Raw genomic sequence first — 26,353 nt, 5'->3', positions numbered from 1 at the left:
TGCCTATGGCTTTAGACGTTTCGATCACTTTAGGGCGAAAATTTTATTAAACATACAGTATAAAGAAATTGGCGTTCATTTAGGTTGAGGGGTGGATTTAAATTCACTCCACCCCAACATTTGATTTAGAACCGTTTTTATGGAACTAACCGACCTATACAGTTTCCAGCAATTGATATTGTACTTCTCGCTTCAACTTGAAAAATTCCACATATATGCCGCAGTGATAAACTACGACAATCATTAGCTTGTCTACTATTGCAGAGCTTTCCGTACTTCAGGAACTATTTGAGGAAGTATATGTACCGGAAGTCATCTATTAATAAATGGAAGAGAAGAATTAAAGAAGTTTGTCAAAGAGAATCAATTTTAGCGTCTACAAATAAAAAACACTCAATGCTTTTGAACGGTTTATAATAAGCCATTCCCACCTAGAGGGGGAGGGCGCTGGATTAGATAAATAATTCAGAGCACATGAGAAGCCTATTCATATACCTACCGATATTATACTGACGCTACCGGCAAACTGAAGCGGCGGTTCAACTGACTGGGCATGAATGTACATAATTTGCGGTGGGTCAGTAAAAAGCCAATGATTGTGAATAGTACTTACAATAATACCTTGTTGTGTCAATGCGAATAGATACGCCGGAATTTCCTCTTGCAATACAGCTATTTCAGAGATATTTAAAGCATTTCCTTGGTTATCTAGATCGTAAAACTCAACACTAACTCCTAAAATAGAAGAAGCATCCTTCCCCATCATCTTGACTCCAAATGTTCGATGTAAAGATACTGAGCAATTACTATTGTTTATTTTGCTTTTCCCATTTAAAATGTTGGCAAAATCATTGCAAATTGAATTGAAATTCACATATGCAATCCATAATTGAATTCATTAGCAATATTAGTGTAGTCATTTTCTCTTTTTTAAAAGAGGTTACAGAAGATGAAATCGAAAAAAATATTGCTTATTTAAAGCAAGAAGAGTGGTTCCAAGAATACCTGGCATGCAATAGATATAGAGAATTGATTTTCAATAATTCCAAGGTGCGTCATATTATTGGGACTTTTAACCTCGAAAAAATGTCGAAAATGAGATATCACAGGAAATATCAAAATAGAATTGTAACAGCGATGGTAAAATCTCTTGATTGAATTCAGCTAAAAGAGGCATTAACGGCAGAAGGTTAGTGCCTCTAAAGGATATTAATTTGGTGAATGAGAAGGGGGATCTGTTGCTAAGGATTCTACATTATATATTTGCACATGGGGCTTTGCTTTTGCAGCGTCTCTATTGGCTTCGTTCGTTACAGGTCAAGAGTTCTTAATAGGTTAATGGGCAGGAAGAGGATGGTCGTATGAAAAAACTTTTATTAGTTATATTGTTATTATCCCGGTGCTACTTTATTTTTTGTAGCAGTTAAATATAGTGAGAAAAACGGTGGAAAAGCACTTGATAACTGCATAAACGAACACAGCTATCAGGGGGATATATTATCAAGAGAAACCAATTAGGATTTAGAAATCGGAAAGTTTTATATTGCCAATTACTTTTTATGCTCAGCAGCATTTAATCTTTTTCTCTGTTCAATTTCTTTGGTAAGAAGTTCATTAATTTCATTATAGGATAGACCAGATTCTGCATTAAGTTTTTTTACTTCGTCTATATTCGTTCCAGCTACCGTAAATTTTTTCTTATCCATTTCATAACCTCCTTTTAAGTTCTATTTCGGATAGGCATCTATTTACGTTCCCTAAACTCTTTAAGACTGGTATAGAGCATCGTGTACTAACCTTGACTTTGTTTATGTTTGAGATTTTCGCAAATTGGTTTGACAGATGGTCTGACTTTCAAGTTTATTGCCCCCCTTTATACCGGTGTGTAATAGTAGTGAAAACATCTAGGTATTGCAATCTTTTAATTGAATACATAAATATGATCACCTATTTTTCATTTATTATGTACATGGATTTGAAACCGATCTAAGTGTGTATAATAAAGAAATAATCCCGACAATATAAAAAACATCACCTAAATTAGCCATTGATTGGCCAATCCATAAAAAACGAAACGATTGATTTTTCATTCTTACTACCCCTTTACTATCAAAATTACATCTGATTTCTTAGGGGAGTTTTACACCCGTAATATACCTCCTTTAAATTAAGAAAAACAACATATATAGAACACGAAACTTTTACTAAAGGAATTGCTATCTAAAAGAAGACTAGTAAGAATGAAAGGTAATTAAGATAAGTCAAATTATATCAACAGTTGGAATTTATCTCCATACTATTAGAAGTTATTATATACTGAAACAAAATACACCATTACTTTCCAATCAATTAGAAGGCGATGTTGCTTTCAATTGATTCATCTTGATTGTGTAAAACCTAAGATGACAAAGGCAAGGAAATGGGGAAGGTCAATGAAAACATTCATTCGAATATATATATTAGTAGGATACATGGGGGATTACGTTGAATTGCAAAAGGAAGATTTCCAACAGATTCAAAAAAAGAACATGTTGGAAATAGCAGATGATGATAGAAAGAAGTGATAAGATGACAAATTATTATTATATTGCCTCGGATAAAAAGTTGGAAGATGGTAATGCATCTCTACAATTTGTAGAGACGGAAGAGTGGCTCATTCCCGGTTTTGATTATCCTATTCAACGAGAAATTATAAATGGTGTAGAAAAACATTGGGAATTGCGTGAGTTACTTCAATATATCCATAATAATACTGCACCTTATGATGTCTGCACTGTTCAGATAGCACACGTAATTAATCCAACTGAATTATCGATACAAAATAATTCAAGTATATTACTACATGATATTATTGATCCTAAGCAACTCGTATTAGCGGAAGGGCAATTATTGACCATAAACAAAGTATAAAATCTTCATATTAATATGGGCAGCTTTGTCTTTTAGTTTTTTAGAAAAGACGTAACCCAATTTTCAATATCTTCCCGAGTAGCGGATAGAGTGATTCCAAGTTTTGATTCAGTTCCCATATACGAATTAATATAGCCAGTATCCATGAAAACCGTGAACTCATAAAAGTTTTCATCATGAGGGTCTTGTGAATAAGAGAAAGAACCCCCTGGTGAAAGCACACTTAAAGTTCCATTATTCTTTTCATCCATTTTCTTCAACTGTTCAAGTAATGTTTCGATATCTTGATTGAGCCAAACAAAGTTATGTGAGTAATTCAAGAATCCGTAAGAGAAGGTTAATTTGAATTCAATTTCGAAAAGGCCATCTTCTGGCTCTCCAATTTTAAATACTTCATGTGTTACTTCTGTTTCGCTAAAATCAAAACTTTCATCTTTTAGTGTATATTCCATAGTCACGTATCCTTTCAATATAAAAATTTCTGTGAAGTGAACTAACGATCGTGTAACACATGAAAAATAATACTATAAAGATCATAAAAAATGAATCAAGATATCTTTTTATAATAACTTTATTTTTTGTTATTCAATTAAAATAACATAGCTTGGTTGTAAAACTTAAATTATATAATAATCTGAAGACGTTAATTGCAAAGTGTTATGACGAAAAGGTCAAATGATTTTAGTTTAAAGGGGTAGATGGATTTCTACGAGGGGGAGCTAGATGAGTAGTTTTTTCTTAATACTTTTGGGCGTTTTTATTGTCGTTGCAAATCTTATTGGTTTTATATATTACAAGAAAAAGAAAAGCCTATACTATGCAGCTTTTACCGTATTACTATCAGCAGTTTTTTTAGGGGCAATCGGTGGCGCAATAGCACTTTTTGTTATTCGTGATGCCTTTGCGATATTTTACGGCATGCAGATAGCATACTATCTATTAATAAATAGCGTCATCGTTTTTTCAATTGCCATTTTAGCAACTATAATAAAAAAATTATCAACACAATGATATAGTACTTGATTATATTTTAGAAGTCGCATTCGATCTACATAACAACTAAACTCACTGATATATATGATTGTTAAATGAAGTATCCTATTTTGCTGTTCAAGTAACAAGGGCAAATGATGAATTAGGGTTATCCTTCAAATAGGACAAAGTTAGATAAATCACAATTAGTGGGAGTTGAGTGAACTGGTTAAAACTATAACTTTCTCATTTGCTAGTAATGCCTTTAAAGGTACTGAGGCAACAGAGACATTTATTTTTGAAGAATTAGAACTCAATAAAAATCTGAATGAAAAAGAATTGGAAATTGAAATTGATCGGATTTATCAGGCGTGGATTTGGAATAAGCTAAATGTATCGGGGGGTATTATTATAGACGAACCCAATACATGTTAATAATGCTTGTTAAATAAACGTATGCGATAACTGCAAAAGATTATAAAAAATATGTGACTTGTTTAATTTTTATCGGTCTAACAGTACGAGGAGTGATTAAAATGGAGAATTCTGTTTTGTGGTCAAAAAAATTCATACCAATTTATTTCGTAGTAGCTTTTTTAAGTTTTCTGCTCTTCAATAATTACATACAAGCCAATATATTAAGTACTTTATTAATCATTCTCCCTGTTATTGGTGTAGGAATAGCTAGTATTTTATTTAATTCAAAAAGAAATTAATCTACTTAAAAATAATTAGCTGCAAATGGTGTGGATTTTGGAATAAGGATTTGAAACCGATCAACAATAAGGCCATTATATTCAAATACGTAACTTATTTAACTTATCTCCGTCTAATAATATTAGGAGGGATAGAATGAAAAAGTACAGAGAAAGATTTAATATAAAAGGTATCGGGATTGTTACTGCTTTATTTATTTCTGTTGGAGCATTCATTTTAATTAATTATGTTATTCCAGATAATCTAACAGAGAATCAGGAGCGCCCTGTTGATCATGAAAATGGAAGTGTAGAAATCCCAGCTATTCAATTACCTAAAGATTCTTTAAATGCAGACATGGTTGGCTTATTTGTGTATAACGGAAAGATTTATACCCAAACAAACACAAAAATAAATGACACAGATGCAAAAGCTCTTAAAGACGAGAAACTTGGTACTACAAAAGGGAATATTGATGAATGGAGCAAGCAAAAAGACGATGACGAAGAGTTAGCTTCTACAATTGGTGAAATGGATGTTTATTCTGTGAAAGGCTATGATAAAGACTTTAGATTAATGGTTTATCAAAGGCAGGATGGAAACCATTACGCAGAGTTTTTTGAAAACCTTAATGGATTAACAATAAGCAGTGGGAAGGATGTATTTGGTAAATTAAATCTGGTGGGAAATGTAACCTCTGCCCATTGGAGCGCCTTCAGTGATTGGGATAACGATATTGATAATTATAAGCCGATTTTCGATATGGACGCACTAAATACCTTTTTAATAGAGCTGAACAAAACAAAGCCTCTTCCTCGTGAACAAAATTCAGACCCAATAAATAGTTCTCGAAACAATGAGGAATACAGAGAGCTAGCTTTAAAATTAAATGACGGTTCAACGGTTAACCTTACTCTTCTAAGAGATGGATATATCTATTATGGAATTACAGATGTCTATTTTGAGATGAATGAAGGCGTATTTTCAATGTTTTGGGACCAACTTAAGTAAAAGTAATATTCAACATTCTGGGGCAGTTGCTTAGTAAAATTACGCTTTTAATGTTCCATTATGCAGAACACATAAGGGGGAAGTTATTATGTTATCTAATTTTAAAGAACATTCGTGGCGTTTTGCTATCGGAGGTTGGGGAGCATTTGTTGTGTCGGTTATTTTGTTCTTAATATTTTATTATGATTTATACCTAATGCTAGGACTTTTAACCGCAGCAATAATTTTAACGATTGCGAACGCTATTTTTGTATTTTACACAAAACGGAAAACAAAGGTAGGGGAGAAGTAAAGCCTTTGTTTTTTAGACATCAACAATACAATATTATAAGCAAGCGGGCGCAATTGTTACAGAAACATTGTGCCAGAAACGTATAATATTATCCATATAGGAAGGAATGAAATTGATGATTTTATTGAATCCTGAAGAGTACGCAAAGGTTTGTAAATGTCCATTGGAATTAGCTACTCAAAGATGGTCATATTTTGAAAACCTGTATAAAAAACATCTTGAAGCAGTTTGCCCTACCTGCAATGCTACTAGCGGTAATTTATACTTTGCCGACGATGATAAAATTGATGAAATAAACATAGTCTATATTCGTTGTGGAAATTGTAAAGAAACATTTAATTGTGATGATACAAGATTACGTGATTGGAGAGCTGGCACGGGTTTTCTTGATCAGGTTCTAGATGTAATCAAGTATGGCAAGTCATCTGTAATGGGATTTGCTAATGATGATTTGTCAGAAGAAGAGTGGTTACAATTTGTAACGGATTCAACTAATAGATTATATAATGATAACTTGTAAATGGGTGTATTTAAGCGAACGGATGTAATTGTTATGAAAGGAGTATCTTAATAAGTTACCTAAATTGCAATATTAAATTAGCCACTTAGATAAAATCCAGTGTATGTATGAAGGGAAATGTGATCCCTCAATTAACGGGTTAGTTTTGAAAATACTATGCTAACCTAGCCAACTCTTCTTCAAACAAAACGGATGGCTGTCGATAGTTCAAAATCTTCCTGGGCAACTGATTCAGTGTCTGATAAATACGTTGAATAGACTCTGTAGAGTAATCAGAAATCGCTTTTCCTTTGGGAATATATCGTCTGAGAAGACCATTGTGTCGCTCGTTAGATCCTCTTTCATACGGTGCGTATGGACGAGCGAAATAGACGTCCGTGACCCCTTGAAGGCTCTTTGTCAGATTAGAAAACTCGCTGCCGTTATCCGACGTAATCGTTTTGAATACTTGAGAAAATAGCTCACCAAAATCCTGTCGTAACTGGCTGATCGCAAAGTCCACCGAATCATGATCTTGATCATCTAGGAGGATGGCATAATAGTTTCTCGTTTTACGTTCAACGAGCGTCAATAATGCGTTGTCATCAGACTTCTGTCCTTCTACCGTATCAATTTCCCAATGACCGAATTCTTGACGGTTATCAATTTCAACAGGACGTTCAGCGATACCCATGCCCAGAATACGACGGTTTCTTCGGATGCGTTTCACTTTGGTGTTCCTTCTCAATTTCATCGGCAAGTCTATATTTCGAACGCGCAATACATCTAAATCAATATAGTTATACAGGGTTTTCGTAGACACAGTAGGTCGGTCTTTCCACTCTTCTTGAAGGCTTGTAAACCCGACGACTGCATCTGGTGACCAGTCTTGATCTAGGATTTTATCACACGCGAAATTGACAAATTCATTGGCTATAAGCAGCTTACTTTTTGCACCGCACTGAAGTCGATTTCGTTCATATATCGCCTGTCCTGTTTCAGCGAAATAAGCTGTATAGGATGTGCGCCCAGTTTTGAGCTGGGTCGTGGTTCCACGCTTTAATTCATTAGCGATTGTTTGATGAACGCGTCCTAAGCGTCTACCGATCTCTCGGTTGGTATGTCCATCCTTGTGAAGCGCCTCGATTTGACCGCGCTCAAAAGCTGATAGGTGTTTATTTTTACGGTTTTGTATGGTACTCTCAAGTTGTGCCACTATAAAACTTCCTCTCATTGTTAGTCTCGCAACTTCAATGATACACGAATTTTATAGTGGCATTTTTTTGTTTGAATTTAGGTGGCTAACTTGATTGTACAATTGGCCTCTTAATAAGTTATGAAGAAAAACATTCTTTATTTTGTTGCGGGACTCCTGACTTACTTCGTAGTTTCAACTCTTATAGAATTATTATGAAAACAAAGACTGATTGTACAATCGGGTGCGTTTGCGTGATAAGGACAGTGCATCAAACGGGCCAAATACTTGCATAAGAATTTGCATCCAATTCCTATATTGGGCTAATTAAAGGAGTTCAAATAAATGAATTACAGTTACGAGGAATTTCTTGAGGACCTAAAATAAACACACACGCTTTTCACATAAAAGTAAAGAGTGTGTGTGTTTTGACGTAGAATTGAAAGTTTTTAAGTATTACCAGATTTCTTTAGACAGCTTAATAATATGTTCCATTTTGTCCCATTGCTCTTCTTCGGATAGACTGTTTCCTTCTTCTGTACTTGCAAATCCACATTGTGGTGATATTAATAAGCGTTCTAATGGGAAATGCTCCGAAGCTGCTTTCACTTTTTCTTTCATCGCATTTGCATCTTCTAATTCGGGAGTTTTCGAAGTCACAACCCCTAATACCACTAGTGTATCCTCATTTTTGATGTTCGCTAACGGTTCAAAACCACCTGAACGTTCATCATCATATTCCAATAAGTACACATCATAACCTAGCTCATCGAAATACTTAGAAACAGTTTCATAACCACTTGTATATAAATAAGCAGATTTATAGTTTCCTTTACACATATGTGTCGCCACAATCATATCTTCTGGTTTATTCTTTAATGACTCTTTAATTACTTTTACAAATAAATCTGTTGTGTCTGTTAATTTTAATCCTGTGAAATTCTCCATAATATTTGCTAGTTTTGGATCATCCAATGCGGATAGGATACACTCATCAAACTGTAAATATCTACAACCAGCATCGTAGAATGCTTGAATAGCGTCTTGATATACTTTAATTATATCAGCTGCTAAATCCTCGATATTTGGATAGATTTCTTTTTCCTTTTCTGAAAGGACTCGTTGGAAAAACATGGTTGGTGCAGGAATCGTATACTTTGCAAATTGTGAACCATCCCCATACTTTTCAACTAAGTCGGCTAGAAATTTTAAATCATTTACCATTTCATGATTTCCAAACGAAATTTTATCTGTTACTTTAAAGGATTCCGCCCTAGTTGTTTGTCCGACAAAATCATAACCTTTTTCAACTGCTTCAAATGAAACTCCTCCTAAGCCCCAGAAAAAGTCATGCATAAACCAAGAACGTCTAAACTCACCGTCTGTAATTGCCTTTATTCCTAAATCAATTTGTTTCTTTACTAATTTTTCAATTTCTACATCTTCCACTTGCCGAAGATCCTCTGCCGTCAATTCGTCATTTATGTAGGCTTTTCTCGCATCTTTAATGGCATCTGTTCTTAAAAAACTTCCAACATGATCATGTTTACCGATGTGTATCATATTAATTATCCCCCTTATAAAAATAAAAATTTTCTATAGTATTTATTCCATTTATTCAATCCACTTAAAATTTACACTTCCAAATCTACTAGACAATAGCAAGTGGGATAGGGAGCGACATCATCAATGTAGCATTATCTGCATGTACTTACAAGACTAATCCAATCATTCTGAATATAACCAAGTGTCTGTCGGTGAGATCTTTCTTTATTTGATTATGGATTTTAACGTTTGGGATTTAGTGAATCAATATAAAATATATATAAATAAAACTAAGAAGGAATATGACTAGTTGAAAATATATATAAATGAAGAGGTAACAAATTTCCAACTAGTAGATATAAAAAATAATGTAAAATATGGAATTAAGGATTAACTTTTACTCAATTAAGGGGCGGAGTTGTTGTGTAAGAATTACTACGCCTCAATCGGGTTCACCGCCCGCCCATAGGACATGCGTCCAGATCATCGAGTTCCAACTACTGTAAAGGTAGGGAGCAATTGAAGTGTAGATAAAATAGCGCGATGTACTTACACCGTCTATTGATTTTACCCCGCAAAAACTATATGCTTAGTAGCAGTTACATAGAGTATTTTGGTTCTTTGTCTAGTATGCAAAGAGTAAATAGGAATCAGGTGAAAATCCTGAGCGGTCCGGCCACTGTAATAGGGAGAGTATAAGCCCTAAAGTCAGGAGACTTGCCAAAGTATGTAAGCATGACACCTTCCGGTAAAGGGTGATTTGTGTATCATTCAATTTGTGCAGTTTAATTATTGAACATACATGGTCCCCATCTCATTCAGGAGGTGGGGACTTTTTGAATTCAAAAACGCTGCGTAGATGAGACCTTTACAAATAAAGAAAGGACGAGTTGGATGAAAAAAACGAAGACAGCCTTCATGAAATATAAAAACTATATGTATTACAGCCTCATCGTTTTACTCCTATTTAGCACGATTACATATGCGACGATTTCTCATGAACAAGCCGCTACATTTAATTTCAATGAAAAAGTAGAGGCTTCTTCGCTGAAATTAGCTGGTGGGGGGAGTGATCCTTCCGACACCGAACCGGATCAAACTATAAAGAGTGATACCGATGAAATTGATTCATCAAAATCACAAGAACCGACTAATACAGACAAGCCAAAAGAGGAACCGGAAGAAAAGCCCCAAGATAATCAAAATATCCAACCGGAACCACAAAATCAACCACTCGACAAACCAGGAACTACCAATGCACCAGATAACACACCGAAAACGAATACGAATGACAAGAGCCAAACACCTGCGGGCAGCAACAATAAACCCCTACCAGAAAAAACTAAACCGAACACGAATCCAGAGATAGAAATTGTCGACGTCGCGGACCGACAAAATCGCTACTTTACGACGAACATTAAAAACAACGAAACAGTTACCGACCCACAATACGTCGTCACTGTAAACCACTTAAACGATTCACTCATTCCCCAGGAAATGAACGTGAAGCTAAATGGTAAGCAGCTGAATGACTTTACAGGCGGAATCACATTAATTGAAGGTATGAACGATATTCAATTCCAAGTTACTTACAAACAATCAGATAAGAAGGTACTCCGTGTCAGTCAATCGTATCGTGTGATGTTAAATAGTGACGACATCATCATTACGACGGACCTAAAAGATCAAACGGTGATTGAAGAGATACTGACATTCAACGCGACAGCTGCACAAGGTGAAAAAGATGTGAAGCTTAAAGTATTTAGTAATGATCAGGAACTTAAACCGCTAGCAGGAAATGCGTATTCAGCCACATTAGCTGAAGGAAAAAACACTCTTAAGCTCACCGCGCAGCTATATGGGAAGAAAGCGGAACAAATCTACACGGTGATTTATGAGAAAGAAAAAATCACTATTTTATTGAAAACCGACTTAAAAGACCAACAAGCAAATAGTGCAGAGTTTTCATTCTACGCGAAAGCGACCGCGAGTAAGGTGGATGTTCCCCTTAAGATTACCGTCAATGATCAATTGGCAAAATCGTTGGATGGCACGAATTATAGTGTGCAGCTAATCAATGGAACGAACACTATCAAAGTCGTTGGACAATATGAAGACGAACAATTGGAACGGCAGTATACAATCACCTATAAAGATCCGAATGTGAACGAAAAACCACAAGTCGATCCGGATGCACCGAAACTAGTGACCGATCTGAAGTCAGGTAGCACGGTCAAAGGGGATATTAAGACGATTAATGTCTGGCCGGTGACCGCTTCAGGTGAACGCATTCGAGGGAAAAACGTCCAAGTGCAAGTTAATGGGGAAAATATTCCATTCACCTGGGATGACAGCTCGAAAACGAGTTATAAACTGACATTGCAGACGGGACAAAACAACGTCACGATTAAAGTATGGGACGATGAAGGGCGCACGGTGACCGAAACATTCACGGTTACATCAGTAGCGCCAGCAGAAGACGGTGTCATCGGACAAGTAACGATCAGTCTAGAAGCTTCCGTATTAGGAATCCCCTATCTCATCAAGCCGACGAAGATGGATATACACCAAGGCGAAAGAGGTTCCTATATTCTGGATCAACTACTGCGCAATAATGGTTATGAATACGGTAAAACTGGAAACCTCGACAGTAGTTTCTATTTGCGCGACGTCAGTAAGCCAGGCATGTTGAACGGACTCCATATTCCTGATGATCTGTGGGAAGTAGTCGAGCAGGTGTCCACCACTTCAAATCGGGACATCTACTCACCAGACAGCCTAAGTGAATTCGATTTCGCTAACGGCTCCGGCTGGATGTACAGCGTCAATGGCGATTACCCGAACTATGGATTCTCGGACGCCTATTTCCTCGATGGAGATGTAGTGCGCGTTCGCTACACACTTCATTATGGTAAAGATATTGGCGGACATGATAGTTCAGGTGATAGCGAAGCGAATTGGAATAAAGAATGGTAAGGAAAGCGAAGTGACGGAATGAGGAATATCTATGCATGGCTAGTGACAGTTGTGATGATGACGGCAGTACTTTTGCCGTCTGTTGCGTTCGCGACACCTGAAAAAGAAGAATCGTTGCTACACACCATCGAACAAATCATTGCGTGGAAAAAACAAGATGAACATATCGCAGAGTCTGATCCGTTGCTGAGCAAGCCGTTTCTTGCGCATGCAGGGAACACAAACGGCGACTGGTATCCGATAGGCCTCGGCCGTATTGGCTATCCTGACGATTACCAGGCGTATCTTGCAGTCATCAAGAATAATGTGATCGAACGCTATAAAACGAAAGATCAGCTCAGCGATATGAAAGCGACGGAATGGCACCGGATTTCATTGGCGATATTGGCAGCTGGCGGTGATCCGACGGCGGTTGGGGATAGTAACTTGATCGCGGACGGCACGTATAACCGTGGATTGAAAACGTCTCTAGGTGCACAAGGTATCAACGGCTGGATCTGGGGGCTGATCACGCTTGACAGTATGCGTTATAAAGTGCCGGATGACGCGGATATGACAAGGGTCGAGATTATTAAAGAAATCATCTCACTACAACTGGAAGATGGCGGTTTTTCGTTCTATCAAGACGAAGCGGAGACTGATATGACCGCGATGGCGATCCAAGCACTCGCGCCCTATTACCAGAGCACGGAAGAATTCACTTATACACAAAAGGATACAGGTAAGAATTTTACGAAAACGATTCATGTGATTATCGACGAAGCACTAGCGAAGTTGTCGGATATGCAAACAGCAACGGGGGGCTTCAGCACGTTAGATGACGATAACGTCGAAAGTGCAGCACAAGTACTCGTTGCGCTAACGTCACTCGGTATTCATCCAGATGAAGACGAACGCTTCAAGAAAGGCGATCACACATTACTTGATTTCATTATGGACTATCAAATGGAAGACGGAGGTTTTGTTCACGCAAAAACATATAACGCGGACAATCCTTCTTCCTTACCAGATGAATCGAACTCGATGGCTACGGAGCAAGTTCTCTATGCACTTGTATCGCTCTACCGACTGGAAAATGGCTACCGTACAATGTATGATTTCCGTCCTGAAAATCCGCAAGAGATGAAGGAACAAATGGTAGAGTTGATGAAAAGTATTCAGAATATCGATGAACATACCGACGCCAAACAGCTTCAGCAATTGCTTGATACATATGAAAACTTCCCAATAGAGGAGCGTTCCTATGTCTACAACTTCCATAAACTCGCTGAAGCTGCAAAGAAGCAGTCGATCCAGCTTGATCTTCCTGCATTCAGCGAAGCGTATGAAGTCAATACGACTGGCAATGGAGTGATTGCACCGATCTATCAGGAGCAAACCGCGCCACGACATATTACCGAACAAGATGTAGAAAAAATGAACGTGATTCCTACACCTTTGACGACAGAGCATTATATTGACGTCGTTTCGATGATTGACCAGTTCGAACAAGCAGATAATAAAGGCGACTATGAAAAAGAATTGGCTCAGCTATACGAATATAAAAAAGAAATGGAGAAAATAGAAGCCGAGATCCAAAGCATTAATGATATAGTGCTCGATCAACTGTATCCATTCAATGAACTAACAAGCAAAGATCAAGACAATGTCGATGCGATTCTTACGCGATTTAATGCGTTATCTCCTTACGATCAAGGAAAAGTCTTGAACTATGAAGACCTCAAGAAATCAAAAACTCAAATTGATAATGCCGTGCGAGCAAAGCGAATATCATGGGCACTTGGAATCGTTGCAGTAGGTTTAATCATCGTAGTGATGAGTAGAATCCAAAAAAGAAGGCGTCAAAGAGATTAGAGGGATATAATGAAGAAAGATCTATTAGTTGTAGCATTCGTCCTCTTTATCGTCGGGTGGCTCGTCACGGGAACGAAGATTCAATCGGTAGAAGAGTATTACTTGACCCATATCGACGAAATTACGGAAGACTCGGAGACGGTGACCCTTGAAATACGCAGTGACACCGTTCTTGATTCAATGGATAAGTTGAAACCGGGTCTTGAGAAATATGTTGAACCAGACGGCGAGATCCTTAAAAAAACGGAGTACGTACTGCGCAGTGGCGATACCGCATTTGATTTACTCGACCGCGCAACACGTCATCATCGCATTCCGATGGAGTACCAAGGAGCCGACTACAATATTTATAACAGTATTTACGTCCAAGGCATTAATTATTTATATGAGTTCAATTGTGGTCCGTTAAGTGGCTGGATGTACAAAGTAAACGGCGAATTCCCTAGCCGTGGCGTTAGTCAATACGAGCTGCGAGACGGCGATGAAGTGGAGTTCCATTACACGTGTGATTTAGGTAGAGATCTAGATGGCTATATACGACAATCAAAGAAAGTAGGAAACTAGATGAGCGCATTCTCAAACTTTCACCCTATATTGCTACTTGTCTACGTTACAGTCGTTCTCGTCACGATGTTCAGCTCGTTTCATCCGATCATCGTGGCGCTTGCTTTGATCGGTGGCATTCTGTACTTCTTCATGCTGCACGGAATGCGGACAGCAAGTAAAGACGTAGTCTATTACTTTTTCGTCTTTCTACTAATTGCCACAACCTATCCATCGTATGTACATAACGGTTTCACCCCATTATTTTTCCTCAATGACCACGCGGTAACGCTTGAAGCGGTGACGAAAGGACTCGTTCTAGCAGGTGCTATTGTCGCCACGTGTTTTTGGACGAAGAGTTATTTCGAGATATTTACGACGAATAAAGTGCTTGCTGTACTGACACGAGTGTCCGCTAACCTCGGCATTCTCGTTTCCATGCTATGGCGTTTCATCCCATTATTTAAAACGAAATGGCATGAAAAGCAAATGGCACAACGCGGAATAGGTTTTTACAAAGTAAACAGCAGAGTGGAGAAGTTTCGTCGCGCGTTTGCACTGTGGCGCCAAACGCTCGTTCAGACGGCGGAGTTTGTTTTCGTGAAGCCGGATGTCATGAAGGCGCGAGGCTATGGCATGACGAAAGCGAGAACGCAGTATAGAGTGATGCGGTTCACGAAACGGGATGGCATGTTGACGATTGGACTCGTGTTATTTCTTCTCTACTATATCGGGTACTTCTCGCAACACCAGACGCAGTATTATCCCGAAATCAGTGAACAGACACTAGGCGCAGGGCATTACGTCATCATCGGCTTGCTTATGTTCTATCCGTTTATCTATGAAGCGAAGGAGAGTGTCAAATGGCGATACTTACAGTCGAAAATCTGAACTTCCGTTACGAAGATCAGCATGTGTTGCAAGACGTGTCTTTTTGGATTAAGCGTGGAGAATTCGTGACACTTTTCGGACCTACTGGTTCAGGAAAGTCTACGTTATTGAAAATGTTGAAGCGGGAAATGCGGCCGAGCGGTAAACTCAGTGGCACGGTGTATTTCAACGGTGAAAAAATTGATGACCTGCCTACGTCGACTACGGCGACTTCGATTGGCTACATGATGCAAAATCCAGATGAACAAATGGTCATGGAAAAAGTATGGCAGGAGTTAGCATTTGGTCTTGAGAATATGGGCGTATCGACGGAAGACATGCAGACAAAAGTCGCCGAAGTGGCCAGTTTCTTCGGTATTCAAAACTGGCTACACGATAGTATTAGTGACTTGTCAGGTGGGCAGAAACAACTCGTCAATCTCGCGGCAGTGCTTGCGATGGAGCCAGATATTTTATTGCTTGATGAACCGACCTCGCAGCTTGATCCCATTGCGGCTTCCGAGTTCTTGACACATCTTGAGAAAATCAATCGTGAACTCGGCATGACGATTTTAATTGTAGAACATCGGCTAGAAGAGTTATTACCGATGTGCGATCGAGTGTTGTTTATGGAAAACGGCTCGCTTCTATATGACACGACGCCTAAAGCAATCGGCAATTTTTTACTTAAACATCCGATGCTCGATGCACTTACAACAGCGATGCGTGTTTATTATAAGCTTGGTTTCCGTGATGAGACGCCGATCACGGTGCGCGACGGGATTGATTTCATTCGGCACTATCCACCGACCGTTCTACCGACGGAGCCGATGAGAAAAAAGCATCCACCTCTTATCACCGTAAAAGAGTTGTATTTCCGATACAATCGCAAGAGTGATGATCTACTCGCGGGATTAACGTTCACCATCCATCGCGGCGAAATCTTCACGATCGTCGGTGGCAATGGAGTTGGAAAGTCTTCGTTACTAAGGTTACTCGCCGGACTGCATAAGCCATATGCAGGTAAAGTATGGATAGATGACGTCGCAACTAGTAAGTGGAAAGGGAATATCATCTTATTGCCGCAAAACCCACAAGCGTTATTCATGCACTCGACATTGAAAGAAGAGTTAATCCACGCGGTCCCTGTGCAAAAATTGCCGAAAGAACAGAGGGAATCGACAGTAATAAGTATGATGAAACAGTTACATATCGAACATTTATCAAAGAGAAATCCATTTGACTTAAGTGGAGGAGAACAGCAGAAAGCTGCACTTGCGAAATTATTGCTGCATAAACCGGATATTTTATTGCTGGATGAGCCGACTAAAGGAATGGACGTCATGTCGAAGCAAGAAGTGATGCAGTTGATCCGAACGCTTCAAAAACAGAATATCACGACGATTATCGTGACACATGATATTGAATTTGCCGCAGAAGTCTCTACACGCGTCGGCATGCTGTTTGATAAATCACTCATCGCGATCAATCATCCGAAAACGTTTTTCACGTCAAACCGCTTTTACACAACCGCGGCCAGCAAGATCGCACGCGGATTATTTCCATATGCCATCACAGCGGAAGACATCGTTTCGGCTGTGAACTTGAACAACAGGAGGAACTAAAAAATGAGTAATCCATCAACACAAGTACTTCATGAAATGAAAAAAGTAATTAACGGGAAAGACGACGTCATACAAAAAGTATGGATGACGTTCTTAGCTGGAGGACATGTACTGCTAGAAGATTTACCGGGAGTCGGGAAAACGACACTTGCGAAAGCATTCAGCCGAGTCGTCGGTCTCGATTCGAATCGTATCCAGTTCACACCGGACGTCGTAGCGTCTGACGTCATCGGGTTCACGATGTACGACAAAGAGAAAAACGAATTCGTCTTTAAAGAAGGCGCGGTTATGTGCAACTTATTGCTTGGTGATGAAATCAATCGCACATCTTCAAGAACGCAAGCAGCATTACTTGAAGCGATGCAAGAGAAACAAGTGACAGTGGACGGCGTGACCTATCCGCTACCAGCACCGTTTCACGTAATCGCGACGCAAAACCCATATGGCACAATCGGTACGCAGCCGCTACCAACCGCGCAAATTGACCGTTTCATGACGAAATTGAGTGTAGGGTATCCGGATTTTGAAGACCAAGTGGAGATGTTGAAAAACCGTCAGCAAGCAGACCCGCTATCTTCACTTACACAAGTCATTACGAAAAATGAATTGCTTGCGCTACAGCAGCAAGTACAGAATTTGTTCATTCATGAGGAGATTCTGCGCTACGTTACAGCACTAACCGAGAAAACGAGAAATCACCCATCGATTCATCAAGGAATCAGCCCGCGTGGCGCTCTCGCTCTTTGCCAGATGGCGAAAGCACATGCCTTCTTACAACAGCGTGATTACGTTATTCCGGAAGATGTCCATGCCGTGTGGTTGCCAACGAGCCGACACCGCATTGTCATGTCAAGCGTCCCCGGTGCAGAACAAGAGCAGGATATGCTACTCGAAAAATTACTGCAAAGTGTTGCCACGCCCGACCAAGCAATGCTTGCGACATTGTAAGGGCTGATCGTATGATAGGGACTTTCCTCATTAGCGTCGTGTGGCTGCTATTTACGCTCGCATTTTTCATCTTCACGACGACGCATTTCGCTCTATTATTCGCAGTCGGTTCGCTTATTGTCTGGCTGTGGCTCGTGTTGAGCGTTTATCTCGTTAAAGGGAAAATCGAGTGCGAGATTATCACGGCAAATGAAATCTATAAAAGTGAACAGATGAGCTATCAACTGCGCGTACAAAATACGAGCCGTTTGCCTGTTACGCAACTACAACTACATCTCGTCATCGAACATCTATTCACTGGTAGACAAGAGAGTCACCATCACGTCCTGTCTATCCCGGCGAAAAGTGCGGAAGAATTTACGTTTGTTCTGCCGCAGAAATATATGGGACAAGTGAATATACGAATTAAACAACTGACGATCAAAGACAGTTTTACGTTTTTCCGTTCCGTGCAGAAACTAGATACGCAGTCTACGATGTTGATTGTGCCGAATCCTTATTTCTTAAAACTTCAGCACATCGAGCAAAATCAGCATGTCTTGCAAACACCGGGTATAATTCCGATGAAGAAAATAGATGGGGAAGAGCTGGCGGAGTTGTCGGTATATAAACTCGGTGACTCGGTTAAACGCATTCATTGGAAATTATCGAGTAAGGGGGATGAGCTATTCGTCAAACAGCATGAAACGTTGACAGGAGATGCGGTCATGATGACGCTCGACTTCACGTCGTTTACGAATCGCGTAGCACTTTATGACGAATTCATCGAGACATTTTCCGCATTGCTCTATTCCTACGTCGCAAGCGATCACGAAGTGCAATTCATTTTAAATCATGCGACGGGTGAGCAATTGACGATCGACAATGAATGGGATGCATCGAACGCCATAAAAGAAGTATTGACGAGAAGTGTCGCGCAAGTTTCGATATCGGATGAACAGTGGAAAAAGCTCAGACGAACGTATCCAAACTGTATCGTATTGACGACGAATATCGCGCGTAGTACCGAATATCAGACCGTCGTCATCTCGGATCAGAAGGAGGAATCAACTGTATGAAATGGCTAGATGGAGTAGTTGCGTATAGTGTCCTCGTAGCGGCTTTCCTCGTAATCCGTGCGATGCTCTTTCCAGAGGTGAGTATCGTACCTGCGCTCGTTCTCGTCTTACTATGGATGGTCGCGCGTATACAGTTGAAACAGCGTGGCGGCGATATTGTCTTGATTGCGAGCGTTGTGTTCAGTTTGATTTTCCTATCCATGTACATAGATGACGTCAAACGAACGATCAACGCATTGTTGATCACGCTTGCGGAACAAAAGCATATATATATAGATCTATTATCCATCAATGAAACGACGTCATGGCTAAACGGCATGATCCTCGGTCAAATCGCGTTGCTCATCGGCAGTGCGGTGTATTACGCCGTAGCGAATCAAAAACGCTGGATTCCTGTTGCGCTAGCACTCGTGATTTGGTTGATACAATTAATACTTGGCACATCGCCATCATTGCTTCTCGATATTCTATTTTTCGCATTGCTAATTGTGACATTGTTGTATATGAACCAACTAACAGTACGCTGGTGGAAACGGATGGCAATCGTACCCATTTCACTCGTCGTGCTCATGTTCGTCTACACGGCGATCAGTCCAAACGGTGATGAAGAGTTTACAGGCAGTTCGAAAATCGAAGACATAGTACGTTATCAAGGGGAGAAGTGGCGTTATTATAAAGATGAAGAGCCAGTTCTAACGGCTGGCAACTTCCAGCGACTTTCTACGTTTACACCGAATGATCATACTGCGCTAAAAGTCGCAATGGAAAATCCAAGTCCTCTGTATTTAAAAGGATTCGTCGGGTCAACTTACACGCCAAGCGGCTGGAAGGAGATCGATGGGGATGCGTATATGGAACAGAAGTCTCTGCTTGAAGCGTTACAGAAAGAGGATTTCACTGGAGCGAAACAACTGAGCTTAGCAGCGGAAAGTAGTTTGCCAGAACAGTATGAAGAAGCGAAACTCGTTATTCAAAACGTCGGTGCATCCAGTCAATATATTTATGCACCGTATGAGTTGGCTGGGCTAGATGCCAATCTTGTCCGTTCTAAACAAGCTGATGCGCTCCACGCGACAGGTATTTTCGGCAGACGGACAGTGGAAATGAACTATATGCTGACACCGTATACCGATTATCCACAAATCGCGAATGCGTTGTACACGACAAAAGATACCGACTATTTACGTCGTGAAAGTCATTACAATCAATATGTCTACAACGAATACCTCGCTGTGCCGCAAGATAGTTTAAATGTCTTGCGCAATCATATGGACGATAACATACTTGATTCAGAAACACGTTTACCGTATGAGAAAACGATTCAGGAAGTAGAAAACTTTTTGGCACAGACAATAAGTTATAATGAAAATGCCAAACCAATAAAAGATCAGGACTTCCTAACGGGGATTTTGGAAGAATCAAAAGAAGGCTATTCCGTTCACTATGCGACAGTTGCTACATTGGCATTTAGAATGCTCGGCACGCCCGCACGTTATGCAGAAGGATATATCGTTGGGCTGGATGATGTGAAAGATTTACCGTCATTTAGTGAAATCAATGTCAGTGAGAAAAACGCCCATGCGTGGACAGAAATCTACGTCGACATGGTTGGCTGGGTGCCGATTGAAGTCACACCAGGTTACGCTGAGAAAATGCCGAAGATCAATAAAAAAGACTATCCAGCTCTAGACGGATCGGATTCACCAGACGCAACCGGCGGAAGCACGGTCGAACCTGAACCGAATGATCCGACACAAGTGCAGGAAGATCAAGACAAGCCGGAAGATTCCAAGCAAGTGAATTCAAACACTACTGTATGGTTCTGGTTGAATATCATTATATTGATTGTTCTATTAATCCTGTTCGTGCTGTACTACGTAAGAAAAAGGAAACGTCAGCAAAAACTCGAGGTGAAAGATCACCGTTTGGCTGTCATTCATCATGTACAGTACATGGTACAAATGTTAGAGAAAGAACAAATCGTTGCGAAGCTGCCTTCATTCGAAACGATACCTGAAGCAGTTGGCAATATCGATCCAAAACTTCGCCAAGAGGCGGAGGAAGGATTGAAAATTTATCAAAAAGCTAAATATAGTCCGCATGGCGTGACGGATGCAGAACGCGCGAAGATCGAAACATTATTTGCGCATGTTCATAGCGCTGTGAAGAAATCGGAAAAAGGGATTAAGAGATTACGGTTTATTGTGCGTCACCAATGAAAAAAGCACCGCTTTCGGCGGTGCTTTTTTAGTACCTGGAAACCGCAAAACGAATCCTTTCACACACGCTAAACGTATGAATAGTAGAGTAATGTTTGTTCCATAAAATAACCCAATTTGCCATCGAGTAGTACGTTAAATGATACAGGAGAGTGAAGTATGGAAACAGAAAAACGAATGGAATTAGTTAACGCAATTGTAGATGAAGTAAGACCACTATTACGAGGTAGTGAATCAAAAAAGTTAGTGGACTATGGGAGTGGTTCTGGTTTAGTTAGTTTAGAACTCACGGACTTAGTAGATTCTATAGTGCTCGTGGACTCTTCAAAACAAGCGTTACAGGATGCTGAAGATAAAATTAGTGCAAGAGGCATTACGAACTGCGAAGTCTTGTATTCAGATTTCACTGAAGACATGCCCGAACTTAAGGCAGACATTGTGTTAGTATCACTAGTGCTACTTCATATTCCCGATACTACATTAATTTTGCAGAAGTTGTTTAGTATTTTACCCAATGATGGCCAGCTAATTATTGTTGATTTTGACACAAATGAAAGAGTCAATCATCCGAAAATTCATAGTGGCTTTTCACATAAGGAATTAAAAAACATATTATCCGAGGTTGGATTTACGACTAGTACATGTAAGACTTTCTATCATGGAGAACAGCTTTTTGCGAATCAAGATGCATCAATGTTTATAGCCACTAGTAGGAAATAAATTACTATATGAACTAGCTCGATTGCTTATTTCACGCAATCGAGCCATTTGGAAAACAGGAGGTAATAGAATGCCTACGTGTGAAAAATGTAATAATCAATGGAGTTGGAAACAAACAATCAAAAAGACGACCACATTGAACCCTGCCATGATTTGTCCATACTGCGGCGAAAAACAGTTTCAAACGCAAAAGTCCAAAGGGAAGGTGGCTATAGTCACTCCAATTGTTTTGTTGCCACTGATCATTCAAATGCTTTTTGATCTGCCAGAAGCTATCATACTTAGCTTATTTCCCACTTTATTCATTTTGGTTATCATTCTATATCCGTTTTTAGTGAAGTTAAGTAGCCAAGAGAAATACATAGGGGAATAGTGAGATTGTATAAAGCACCAGGTTCGGCTGCTATTCACTTGATTACATAGAAAAAACCATCCAATGCAAACGGAGAGACCCCGACAGCTTTAGATGGTTTTTCTTTAGGTTATATTTAGTGAAATGAAATTAGGAAATACGATTCTTTTAATTCCAATAGGCATTTGTATCTTCAATCATCGTTTTCGATGATTGCAAACCGCCGCCATAGAACCAGGCTTCGGTATCTAGATAAATTATATGGTCATTTTTATAAGCGTTTGTTCTTTTTACTAGTTCATTTTCAAACATTTCCTTTGTGCTATCATGAGCGGTATTTAACACTGCGCTACGATCCACAACAAAAATAATGTCTGGATTTTTTTCTGTTATATATTCAAAGTTAATGGATTGACCAAATTTGGCTTTTTCAATATTCTCATCCACCGCTTTATAGCCCGCTACATCATGGATGAATCCGCCGTAACGCGATCCTGGTCCATAAGCGCTTATTTTTCCTTCATTCACCATGACAATCAACGTTTTCGCATCTAGATCCTTTGTTTTCTCTTTAAGGGCATCAACTTTTTCATTTATTTCGGTTAGCTCTTGTTCAATTTGCTCTTCTTTATCAAATATATTTGCGATAGTTTCCATATTATGTGTAAGAGAATCCATATAGTTCGTGAAATCTACGCTCATATAAACAGTTGGAGCAATATCTGTAAATTCGTCATACATTTCGGCTTGACGATCCCCAATAATAATAAGGTCTGGTTTCATTCCATCAATTGCCTCAAAGTCTGGTTCCACTAAACTTCCTACATTCGTATACTCAGATCCAGCATATTTTTTTAGATACTCAGGTACGGCATTTTGTGGAACGCCTGCAACTTCAACACCCAGCGAATCTAACGTATCTAAAACGCCAAAATCTAGTACAACAATTTTTTCAGGCACTTTAGTCAAAACAACTTCTTGCTCATCGAGGTCATGCTTAATTTTTATTTCAGTCGATTCCGTACCTTCTTTATTAGTGCTAGACGATTCGTCCGCTTGTGTATCCGTTTCCTTCGATCCGCATGCGGAGATGACTAGCATACAGGCAAATATGAATACAAATAATGACCACTTTTTCATGACAATTACCTCTCTTTGTATAAAATTTTGAAATGACTACTGCTCCAAAAGTAAATCTTAATATGTATGGAATACCTATTATTTATTACAAAACAAGTATATAATTTTATCAGCTCTTCCTTTCTTTGTAAAATGGAGTCCATCCTTACCAGAACGTGTAGTAACGAATTATTACTAGCAAATAATAAGGAAAAGGCTACATTTAGTATACAATAAACAAATGATAATGACTATCATCTTCAAGTGGAAGTCCATGAGAAATAGTAGCATACATGAATTAGAGACTAAGTCCAATAGAGGATATTATAATTTATCATTATAATAATGGAATCTATAATGAATTCAAGGAGCAAGACAATGAAAGATTTTAATAACGCATTAGACTATATCAATCAAATCATGTATGAACCAAATAATTTACTTGTAGATTCTGTGCATGAAGAAAAGCAAAATGCTAAGTATGGAGCTGGTACATTTCAAATATCTTCTAGAACAGTTCGATTCAGGGTGGCAAATATAACACCTAGTAAAGTAGGGCAGTTTGTTGCGTTTTGGGAAAAGGATGAAAACAATAAAAATCAGCCGTATTCATATGAGGAAGCACCTGATTTGTTCGTGATCACTACATTTAAAAGTGCACATGAATTTGGACAATTTATTTTCCCGAAAGAAGTTATGTTCGAACAGAATATGCTTAGATCCAGTTCAACAAAAGGGAAAATGGCAATAAGAGTGTATCCAAGCTGGGATAGTCCCACCAGTAAACAAGCGATGAACACACAGCAATGGCAGCTACCGTATTTTATTGATATGCGGAACGTACACACAGGAACTGAGGACAAACTAATGGAACTGTATTCTTCTTAATTCACTACAATCGAGTGCTTGTCGTCAAGCGTATAATTCCGGCGTTATTCAAAGTTATTTCAAGATCTAGTGCCTAGGGAGTCCTTCTTTGCAGTTGCGTTGTGGTTGACTAGCCATAGTGACGCATCCTGCTACATCATTTATCGATGTTTTCCGATGAGTAGTCCTTTACCAGATGTGATTGTATCATGAAAGATTTATGCTCTTTTAGTAATAGGGCCAACAGATTGTATAAATATCAAATTAAATCCAACAATAGATATAAGCGACAAATTATTGATAAGGGGAGAAAAAAATGATTAATAAAATCGGTCAAGTTATGTTGTATGTTAACAATCAAGATGAAGCAGTGAATTTTTGGATTGAAAAAGTAGGGTTTATTGTAATTTCAGATGAAGACAATGGTCAAGGAATGAGATGGATTGAAATAGCACCAACTAAGGAAGCCGAAACAAGCATTATACTTCACAACAAGAGAATGATTTCTGAAATGCAGCCAGATATGAATCTTGGCACACCTTCATTAATGTTTTTCTCGGAGGATCTCGATAAGTTGCACAGCACACTGTCAACTAAAAATATCACAGTCGGAGAAATTGTAACTATGCCTTCCGGAAAAGTATTCAATTTTGCCGATAGCGAACAAAATTATTTTGCAGTTATGGAAAAGAGTAAATAACTTCTAGTACCACGTCGCATAACAGAAGGCTCTTGAAATCACTTCAATAGAATTACTTGGCAATTGGATAGACCTAGTGAAAAAAGAGGTTTTATAACTTCTGGAAAATATATTGGAAGTAAAAGTGAAATAAAGTGAAGAAATAACTATAATGAAAAACTAGAACGTAATAAAATTTATTCTACTTTAGATAAAACAAGAGATGATTAAAAGGTGAGATAAATGAAAAATAATAATGACTTAGTATCTCAAGAAATAAGAAATTTATTTGCCGACAATGCTGAATTTTGGATTATTCATGAATACAAGTTAATTACTTAGAAGAAACCATTGTTTTAAATTTAGTAAGTGTTAGTAATCTAGAGATTTTAAAAACGTTTATTAAATTTAAACAAGTTATGTCACTGTTTATTTATCAAGACGCTGAAATAGAAACATATAGATTAAATAACTATAAAGAAAATGATCCTTTTTTACTTTCAGAAATTAGTTATCATCCTAATGGATTTGGAAAAATAAATATTAAGAGCCTAGAACCCGAATTACCGGAAATTGAATCTATAAGTTCTTCAACTAATTTCTATTTCCAAGTTAATAATAAGGATTGTTTTTTTATTGAAGCGAATTCTTTGATGATTAACGAAAAAGTGTATCGGAATTTAATCGTAGAGGAAGAAACTATTAAAAGTCCACATTAAATTAGAAAGTTTAATATAATATTTTTAAATTACCCTGCTAACACAAGGTAACTATGTTAGGTTCATAAAATCAACTTTCGTCTATTTGACTTAAACAAGCGAATGCGATTCTTGTATAAGAAATCTGTACTCTATTCAGTAGTAGGGCCAAAAAGTACGAAAAAAGCGATTTGAACGGATTTAGAGAAAAAGATGAAAATATCTATACGCATTTGCTCCGTTCCCTCTGGTAAGTTTGGAAGTACAATAATAAATTGCGTTAATTATCTCCAGAAGAGTTTGTTGAATTTTCTAAAAGGGCTGTAAATATCGAGGAGTATAAAAGTTAGAATGAGGGAAAAGTACTTACATTTTTTTCTGAAAAATTTATTTAGAAAAAAATATATAAAGGAGTGCTTGGAATGAATGAAGAAGAGTCTACAAATAAAAAATTATTGAATACCACACTTACTTTTTTTGGGCTTATCTCTATTTATACACTTATTCTTAATCCAGATGTAGGTATAAAAGAAATAAGTTTAATGTTGTTTTTTACACTGGTTTTTTGGCTACTTAATAAGCCTAAATTGCAATATTAAATTAGCCACTTAGATAAAATCCAGTGTATGTATGAAGGGAAATGTGATCCCTCAATTAACGGGTTAGTTTTGAAAATACTATGCTAACCTAGCCAACTCTTCTTCA

General features: G+C 38.5%; 26 protein-coding genes and 1 riboswitch. Of the genes, 20 read left to right on the top strand and 6 right to left on the bottom strand.

Annotated features, from left to right (window positions below; translation table 11 throughout):
* Positions 1-487: 487 nt before the first annotated feature.
* Positions 488-874 carry a DUF1259 domain-containing protein gene (locus tag CSV68_RS15325; protein ID WP_099662582.1) on the bottom strand — a complete coding sequence of 129 codons (387 nt, stop codon included), beginning with the start codon at positions 872-874 and terminating at the stop codon, positions 488-490.
* Between the two features lie 676 nt (positions 875-1,550).
* Entirely contained in the window at positions 1,551-1,706 is a 156-nt protein-coding gene (locus CSV68_RS17370; protein WP_199175043.1) for a hypothetical protein, read from the bottom strand.
* A gap of 862 nt (positions 1,707-2,568) precedes the next feature.
* On the opposite strand from CSV68_RS17370, the gene CSV68_RS15315 reads away from it, so the two are divergent.
* Entirely contained in the window at positions 2,569-2,910 is a 342-nt protein-coding gene (locus CSV68_RS15315; protein WP_099662580.1) for a hypothetical protein, read from the top strand.
* A 32-nt stretch (positions 2,911-2,942) separates the two neighbouring features.
* Here CSV68_RS15315 and CSV68_RS15310 read toward each other — a convergent pair whose 3' ends face one another.
* Positions 2,943-3,362 (bottom strand): hypothetical protein, encoded by a 420-nt coding sequence (locus CSV68_RS15310; protein ID WP_099662579.1) that lies wholly within the window; start codon positions 3,360-3,362, stop codon positions 2,943-2,945.
* A gap of 271 nt (positions 3,363-3,633) precedes the next feature.
* On the opposite strand from CSV68_RS15310, the gene CSV68_RS15305 reads away from it, so the two are divergent.
* The 5 genes from CSV68_RS15305 to CSV68_RS15280 all read left to right on the top strand — a co-directional run bounded on the left by CSV68_RS15305 (position 3,634) and on the right by CSV68_RS15280 (position 6,401).
* Positions 3,634-3,921, top strand: coding sequence for a 3-isopropylmalate dehydrogenase (locus CSV68_RS15305; protein ID WP_099662578.1), 288 nt, complete (start codon positions 3,634-3,636; stop codon positions 3,919-3,921).
* 177 nt (positions 3,922-4,098) lie between these two features.
* Entirely contained in the window at positions 4,099-4,317 is a 219-nt protein-coding gene (locus CSV68_RS15300; RefSeq protein WP_233192943.1) for a hypothetical protein, read from the top strand.
* Positions 4,318-4,734: 417 nt separating this feature from the next.
* Positions 4,735-5,589, top strand: a complete 855-nt coding sequence (locus CSV68_RS15290) for a hypothetical protein (protein WP_099662577.1) — start codon at positions 4,735-4,737, stop codon at positions 5,587-5,589.
* Between the two features lie 88 nt (positions 5,590-5,677).
* Positions 5,678-5,881, top strand: a complete 204-nt coding sequence (locus CSV68_RS15285; RefSeq protein WP_099634467.1) for a hypothetical protein — start codon at positions 5,678-5,680, stop codon at positions 5,879-5,881.
* A 112-nt stretch (positions 5,882-5,993) separates the two neighbouring features.
* Positions 5,994-6,401, top strand: a complete 408-nt coding sequence (locus CSV68_RS15280; protein ID WP_099662576.1) for a hypothetical protein — start codon at positions 5,994-5,996, stop codon at positions 6,399-6,401.
* 154 nt (positions 6,402-6,555) lie between these two features.
* On the opposite strand, the gene CSV68_RS15275 is transcribed toward CSV68_RS15280, so the two are convergent.
* A complete protein-coding gene (locus CSV68_RS15275) occupies positions 6,556-7,599 on the bottom strand; it encodes an IS30 family transposase (RefSeq protein WP_483315682.1) in 1,044 nt (347 codons plus the stop codon).
* A 432-nt stretch (positions 7,600-8,031) separates the two neighbouring features.
* On the bottom strand, positions 8,032-9,138 hold the full coding sequence (locus CSV68_RS15270; protein ID WP_099662574.1) for a 5-methyltetrahydropteroyltriglutamate--homocysteine S-methyltransferase: 1,107 nt from the start codon (positions 9,136-9,138) through the stop codon (positions 8,032-8,034).
* A gap of 579 nt (positions 9,139-9,717) precedes the next feature.
* Positions 9,718-9,859: riboswitch (cobalamin riboswitch) on the top strand.
* A 155-nt stretch (positions 9,860-10,014) separates the two neighbouring features.
* Here CSV68_RS15270 and CSV68_RS15265 point away from each other — a divergent pair.
* From CSV68_RS15265 to CSV68_RS15220, 10 genes are all read left to right on the top strand, one after another.
* The gene (locus CSV68_RS15265; RefSeq protein WP_099662573.1) at positions 10,015-12,096 is read left to right on the top strand and encodes a DUF4430 domain-containing protein; all 2,082 of its coding nucleotides are present in this window, start codon (positions 10,015-10,017) and stop codon (positions 12,094-12,096) included.
* 18 nt (positions 12,097-12,114) lie between these two features.
* Positions 12,115-13,950, top strand: a complete 1,836-nt coding sequence (locus CSV68_RS15260) for a prenyltransferase/squalene oxidase repeat-containing protein (protein ID WP_099662572.1) — start codon at positions 12,115-12,117, stop codon at positions 13,948-13,950.
* Positions 13,951-13,959: 9 nt separating this feature from the next.
* Positions 13,960-14,514: a DUF4430 domain-containing protein gene (locus CSV68_RS15255; protein ID WP_099662571.1), complete on the top strand. Its 555-nt coding sequence runs from the start codon at positions 13,960-13,962 to the stop codon at positions 14,512-14,514.
* Positions 14,515-15,384, top strand: a complete 870-nt coding sequence (locus CSV68_RS15250) for an energy-coupling factor transporter transmembrane component T (RefSeq protein ID WP_099662570.1) — start codon at positions 14,515-14,517, stop codon at positions 15,382-15,384.
* Positions 15,357-16,988 carry an ABC transporter ATP-binding protein gene (locus CSV68_RS15245; protein WP_099662569.1) on the top strand — a complete coding sequence of 544 codons (1,632 nt, stop codon included), beginning with the start codon at positions 15,357-15,359 and terminating at the stop codon, positions 16,986-16,988. Before CSV68_RS15250 ends, CSV68_RS15245 begins: the two co-directional genes overlap by 28 nt.
* Positions 16,989-16,991: 3 nt before the next feature.
* On the top strand, positions 16,992-17,936 hold the full coding sequence (locus tag CSV68_RS15240) for an AAA family ATPase (protein ID WP_099634475.1): 945 nt from the start codon (positions 16,992-16,994) through the stop codon (positions 17,934-17,936).
* 11 nt (positions 17,937-17,947) lie between these two features.
* Entirely contained in the window at positions 17,948-18,994 is a 1,047-nt protein-coding gene (locus CSV68_RS15235) for a DUF58 domain-containing protein (protein WP_099662568.1), read from the top strand.
* Entirely contained in the window at positions 18,991-21,213 is a 2,223-nt protein-coding gene (locus CSV68_RS15230; protein WP_099662567.1) for a transglutaminase-like domain-containing protein, read from the top strand. The genes CSV68_RS15235 and CSV68_RS15230 overlap by 4 nt, the downstream gene beginning before the upstream one ends.
* 159 nt (positions 21,214-21,372) lie before the next feature.
* Entirely contained in the window at positions 21,373-21,933 is a 561-nt protein-coding gene (locus CSV68_RS15225) for a class I SAM-dependent methyltransferase (RefSeq protein ID WP_099662566.1), read from the top strand.
* A 70-nt stretch (positions 21,934-22,003) separates the two neighbouring features.
* Positions 22,004-22,306, top strand: a complete 303-nt coding sequence (locus CSV68_RS15220; protein WP_099662565.1) for a TIGR04104 family putative zinc finger protein — start codon at positions 22,004-22,006, stop codon at positions 22,304-22,306.
* A 147-nt stretch (positions 22,307-22,453) separates the two neighbouring features.
* Here the strand turns inward: CSV68_RS15220 and CSV68_RS15215 are convergent, their stop codons facing one another.
* Positions 22,454-23,425 (bottom strand): siderophore ABC transporter substrate-binding protein, encoded by a 972-nt coding sequence (locus tag CSV68_RS15215; protein ID WP_099662564.1) that lies wholly within the window; start codon positions 23,423-23,425, stop codon positions 22,454-22,456.
* Positions 23,426-23,782: 357 nt separating this feature from the next.
* On the opposite strand from CSV68_RS15215, the gene CSV68_RS15210 reads away from it, so the two are divergent.
* The 4 genes from CSV68_RS15210 to CSV68_RS17225 all read left to right on the top strand — a co-directional run bounded on the left by CSV68_RS15210 (position 23,783) and on the right by CSV68_RS17225 (position 26,247).
* A complete protein-coding gene (locus CSV68_RS15210; RefSeq protein ID WP_099662563.1) occupies positions 23,783-24,292 on the top strand; it encodes a MepB family protein in 510 nt (169 codons plus the stop codon).
* Between the two features lie 295 nt (positions 24,293-24,587).
* The gene (locus CSV68_RS15205) at positions 24,588-24,971 is read left to right on the top strand and encodes a VOC family protein (protein ID WP_099662562.1); all 384 of its coding nucleotides are present in this window, start codon (positions 24,588-24,590) and stop codon (positions 24,969-24,971) included.
* A gap of 302 nt (positions 24,972-25,273) precedes the next feature.
* The gene (locus CSV68_RS17700) at positions 25,274-25,669 is read left to right on the top strand and encodes a YxiG family protein (RefSeq protein WP_483315681.1); all 396 of its coding nucleotides are present in this window, start codon (positions 25,274-25,276) and stop codon (positions 25,667-25,669) included.
* A gap of 401 nt (positions 25,670-26,070) precedes the next feature.
* Positions 26,071-26,247, top strand: coding sequence for a hypothetical protein (locus tag CSV68_RS17225; RefSeq protein ID WP_158233532.1), 177 nt, complete (start codon positions 26,071-26,073; stop codon positions 26,245-26,247).
* Positions 26,248-26,353: the final 106 nt, after the last annotated feature.

The organism is Sporosarcina sp. P29, from assembly GCF_002743265.1.
Taxonomy (GTDB): Bacteria; Bacillota; Bacilli; order Bacillales_A; family Planococcaceae; genus Sporosarcina.
Note: the sequence above shows the minus strand (reverse complement) of the source record. Positions and strands in the feature narration are given on the sequence as shown.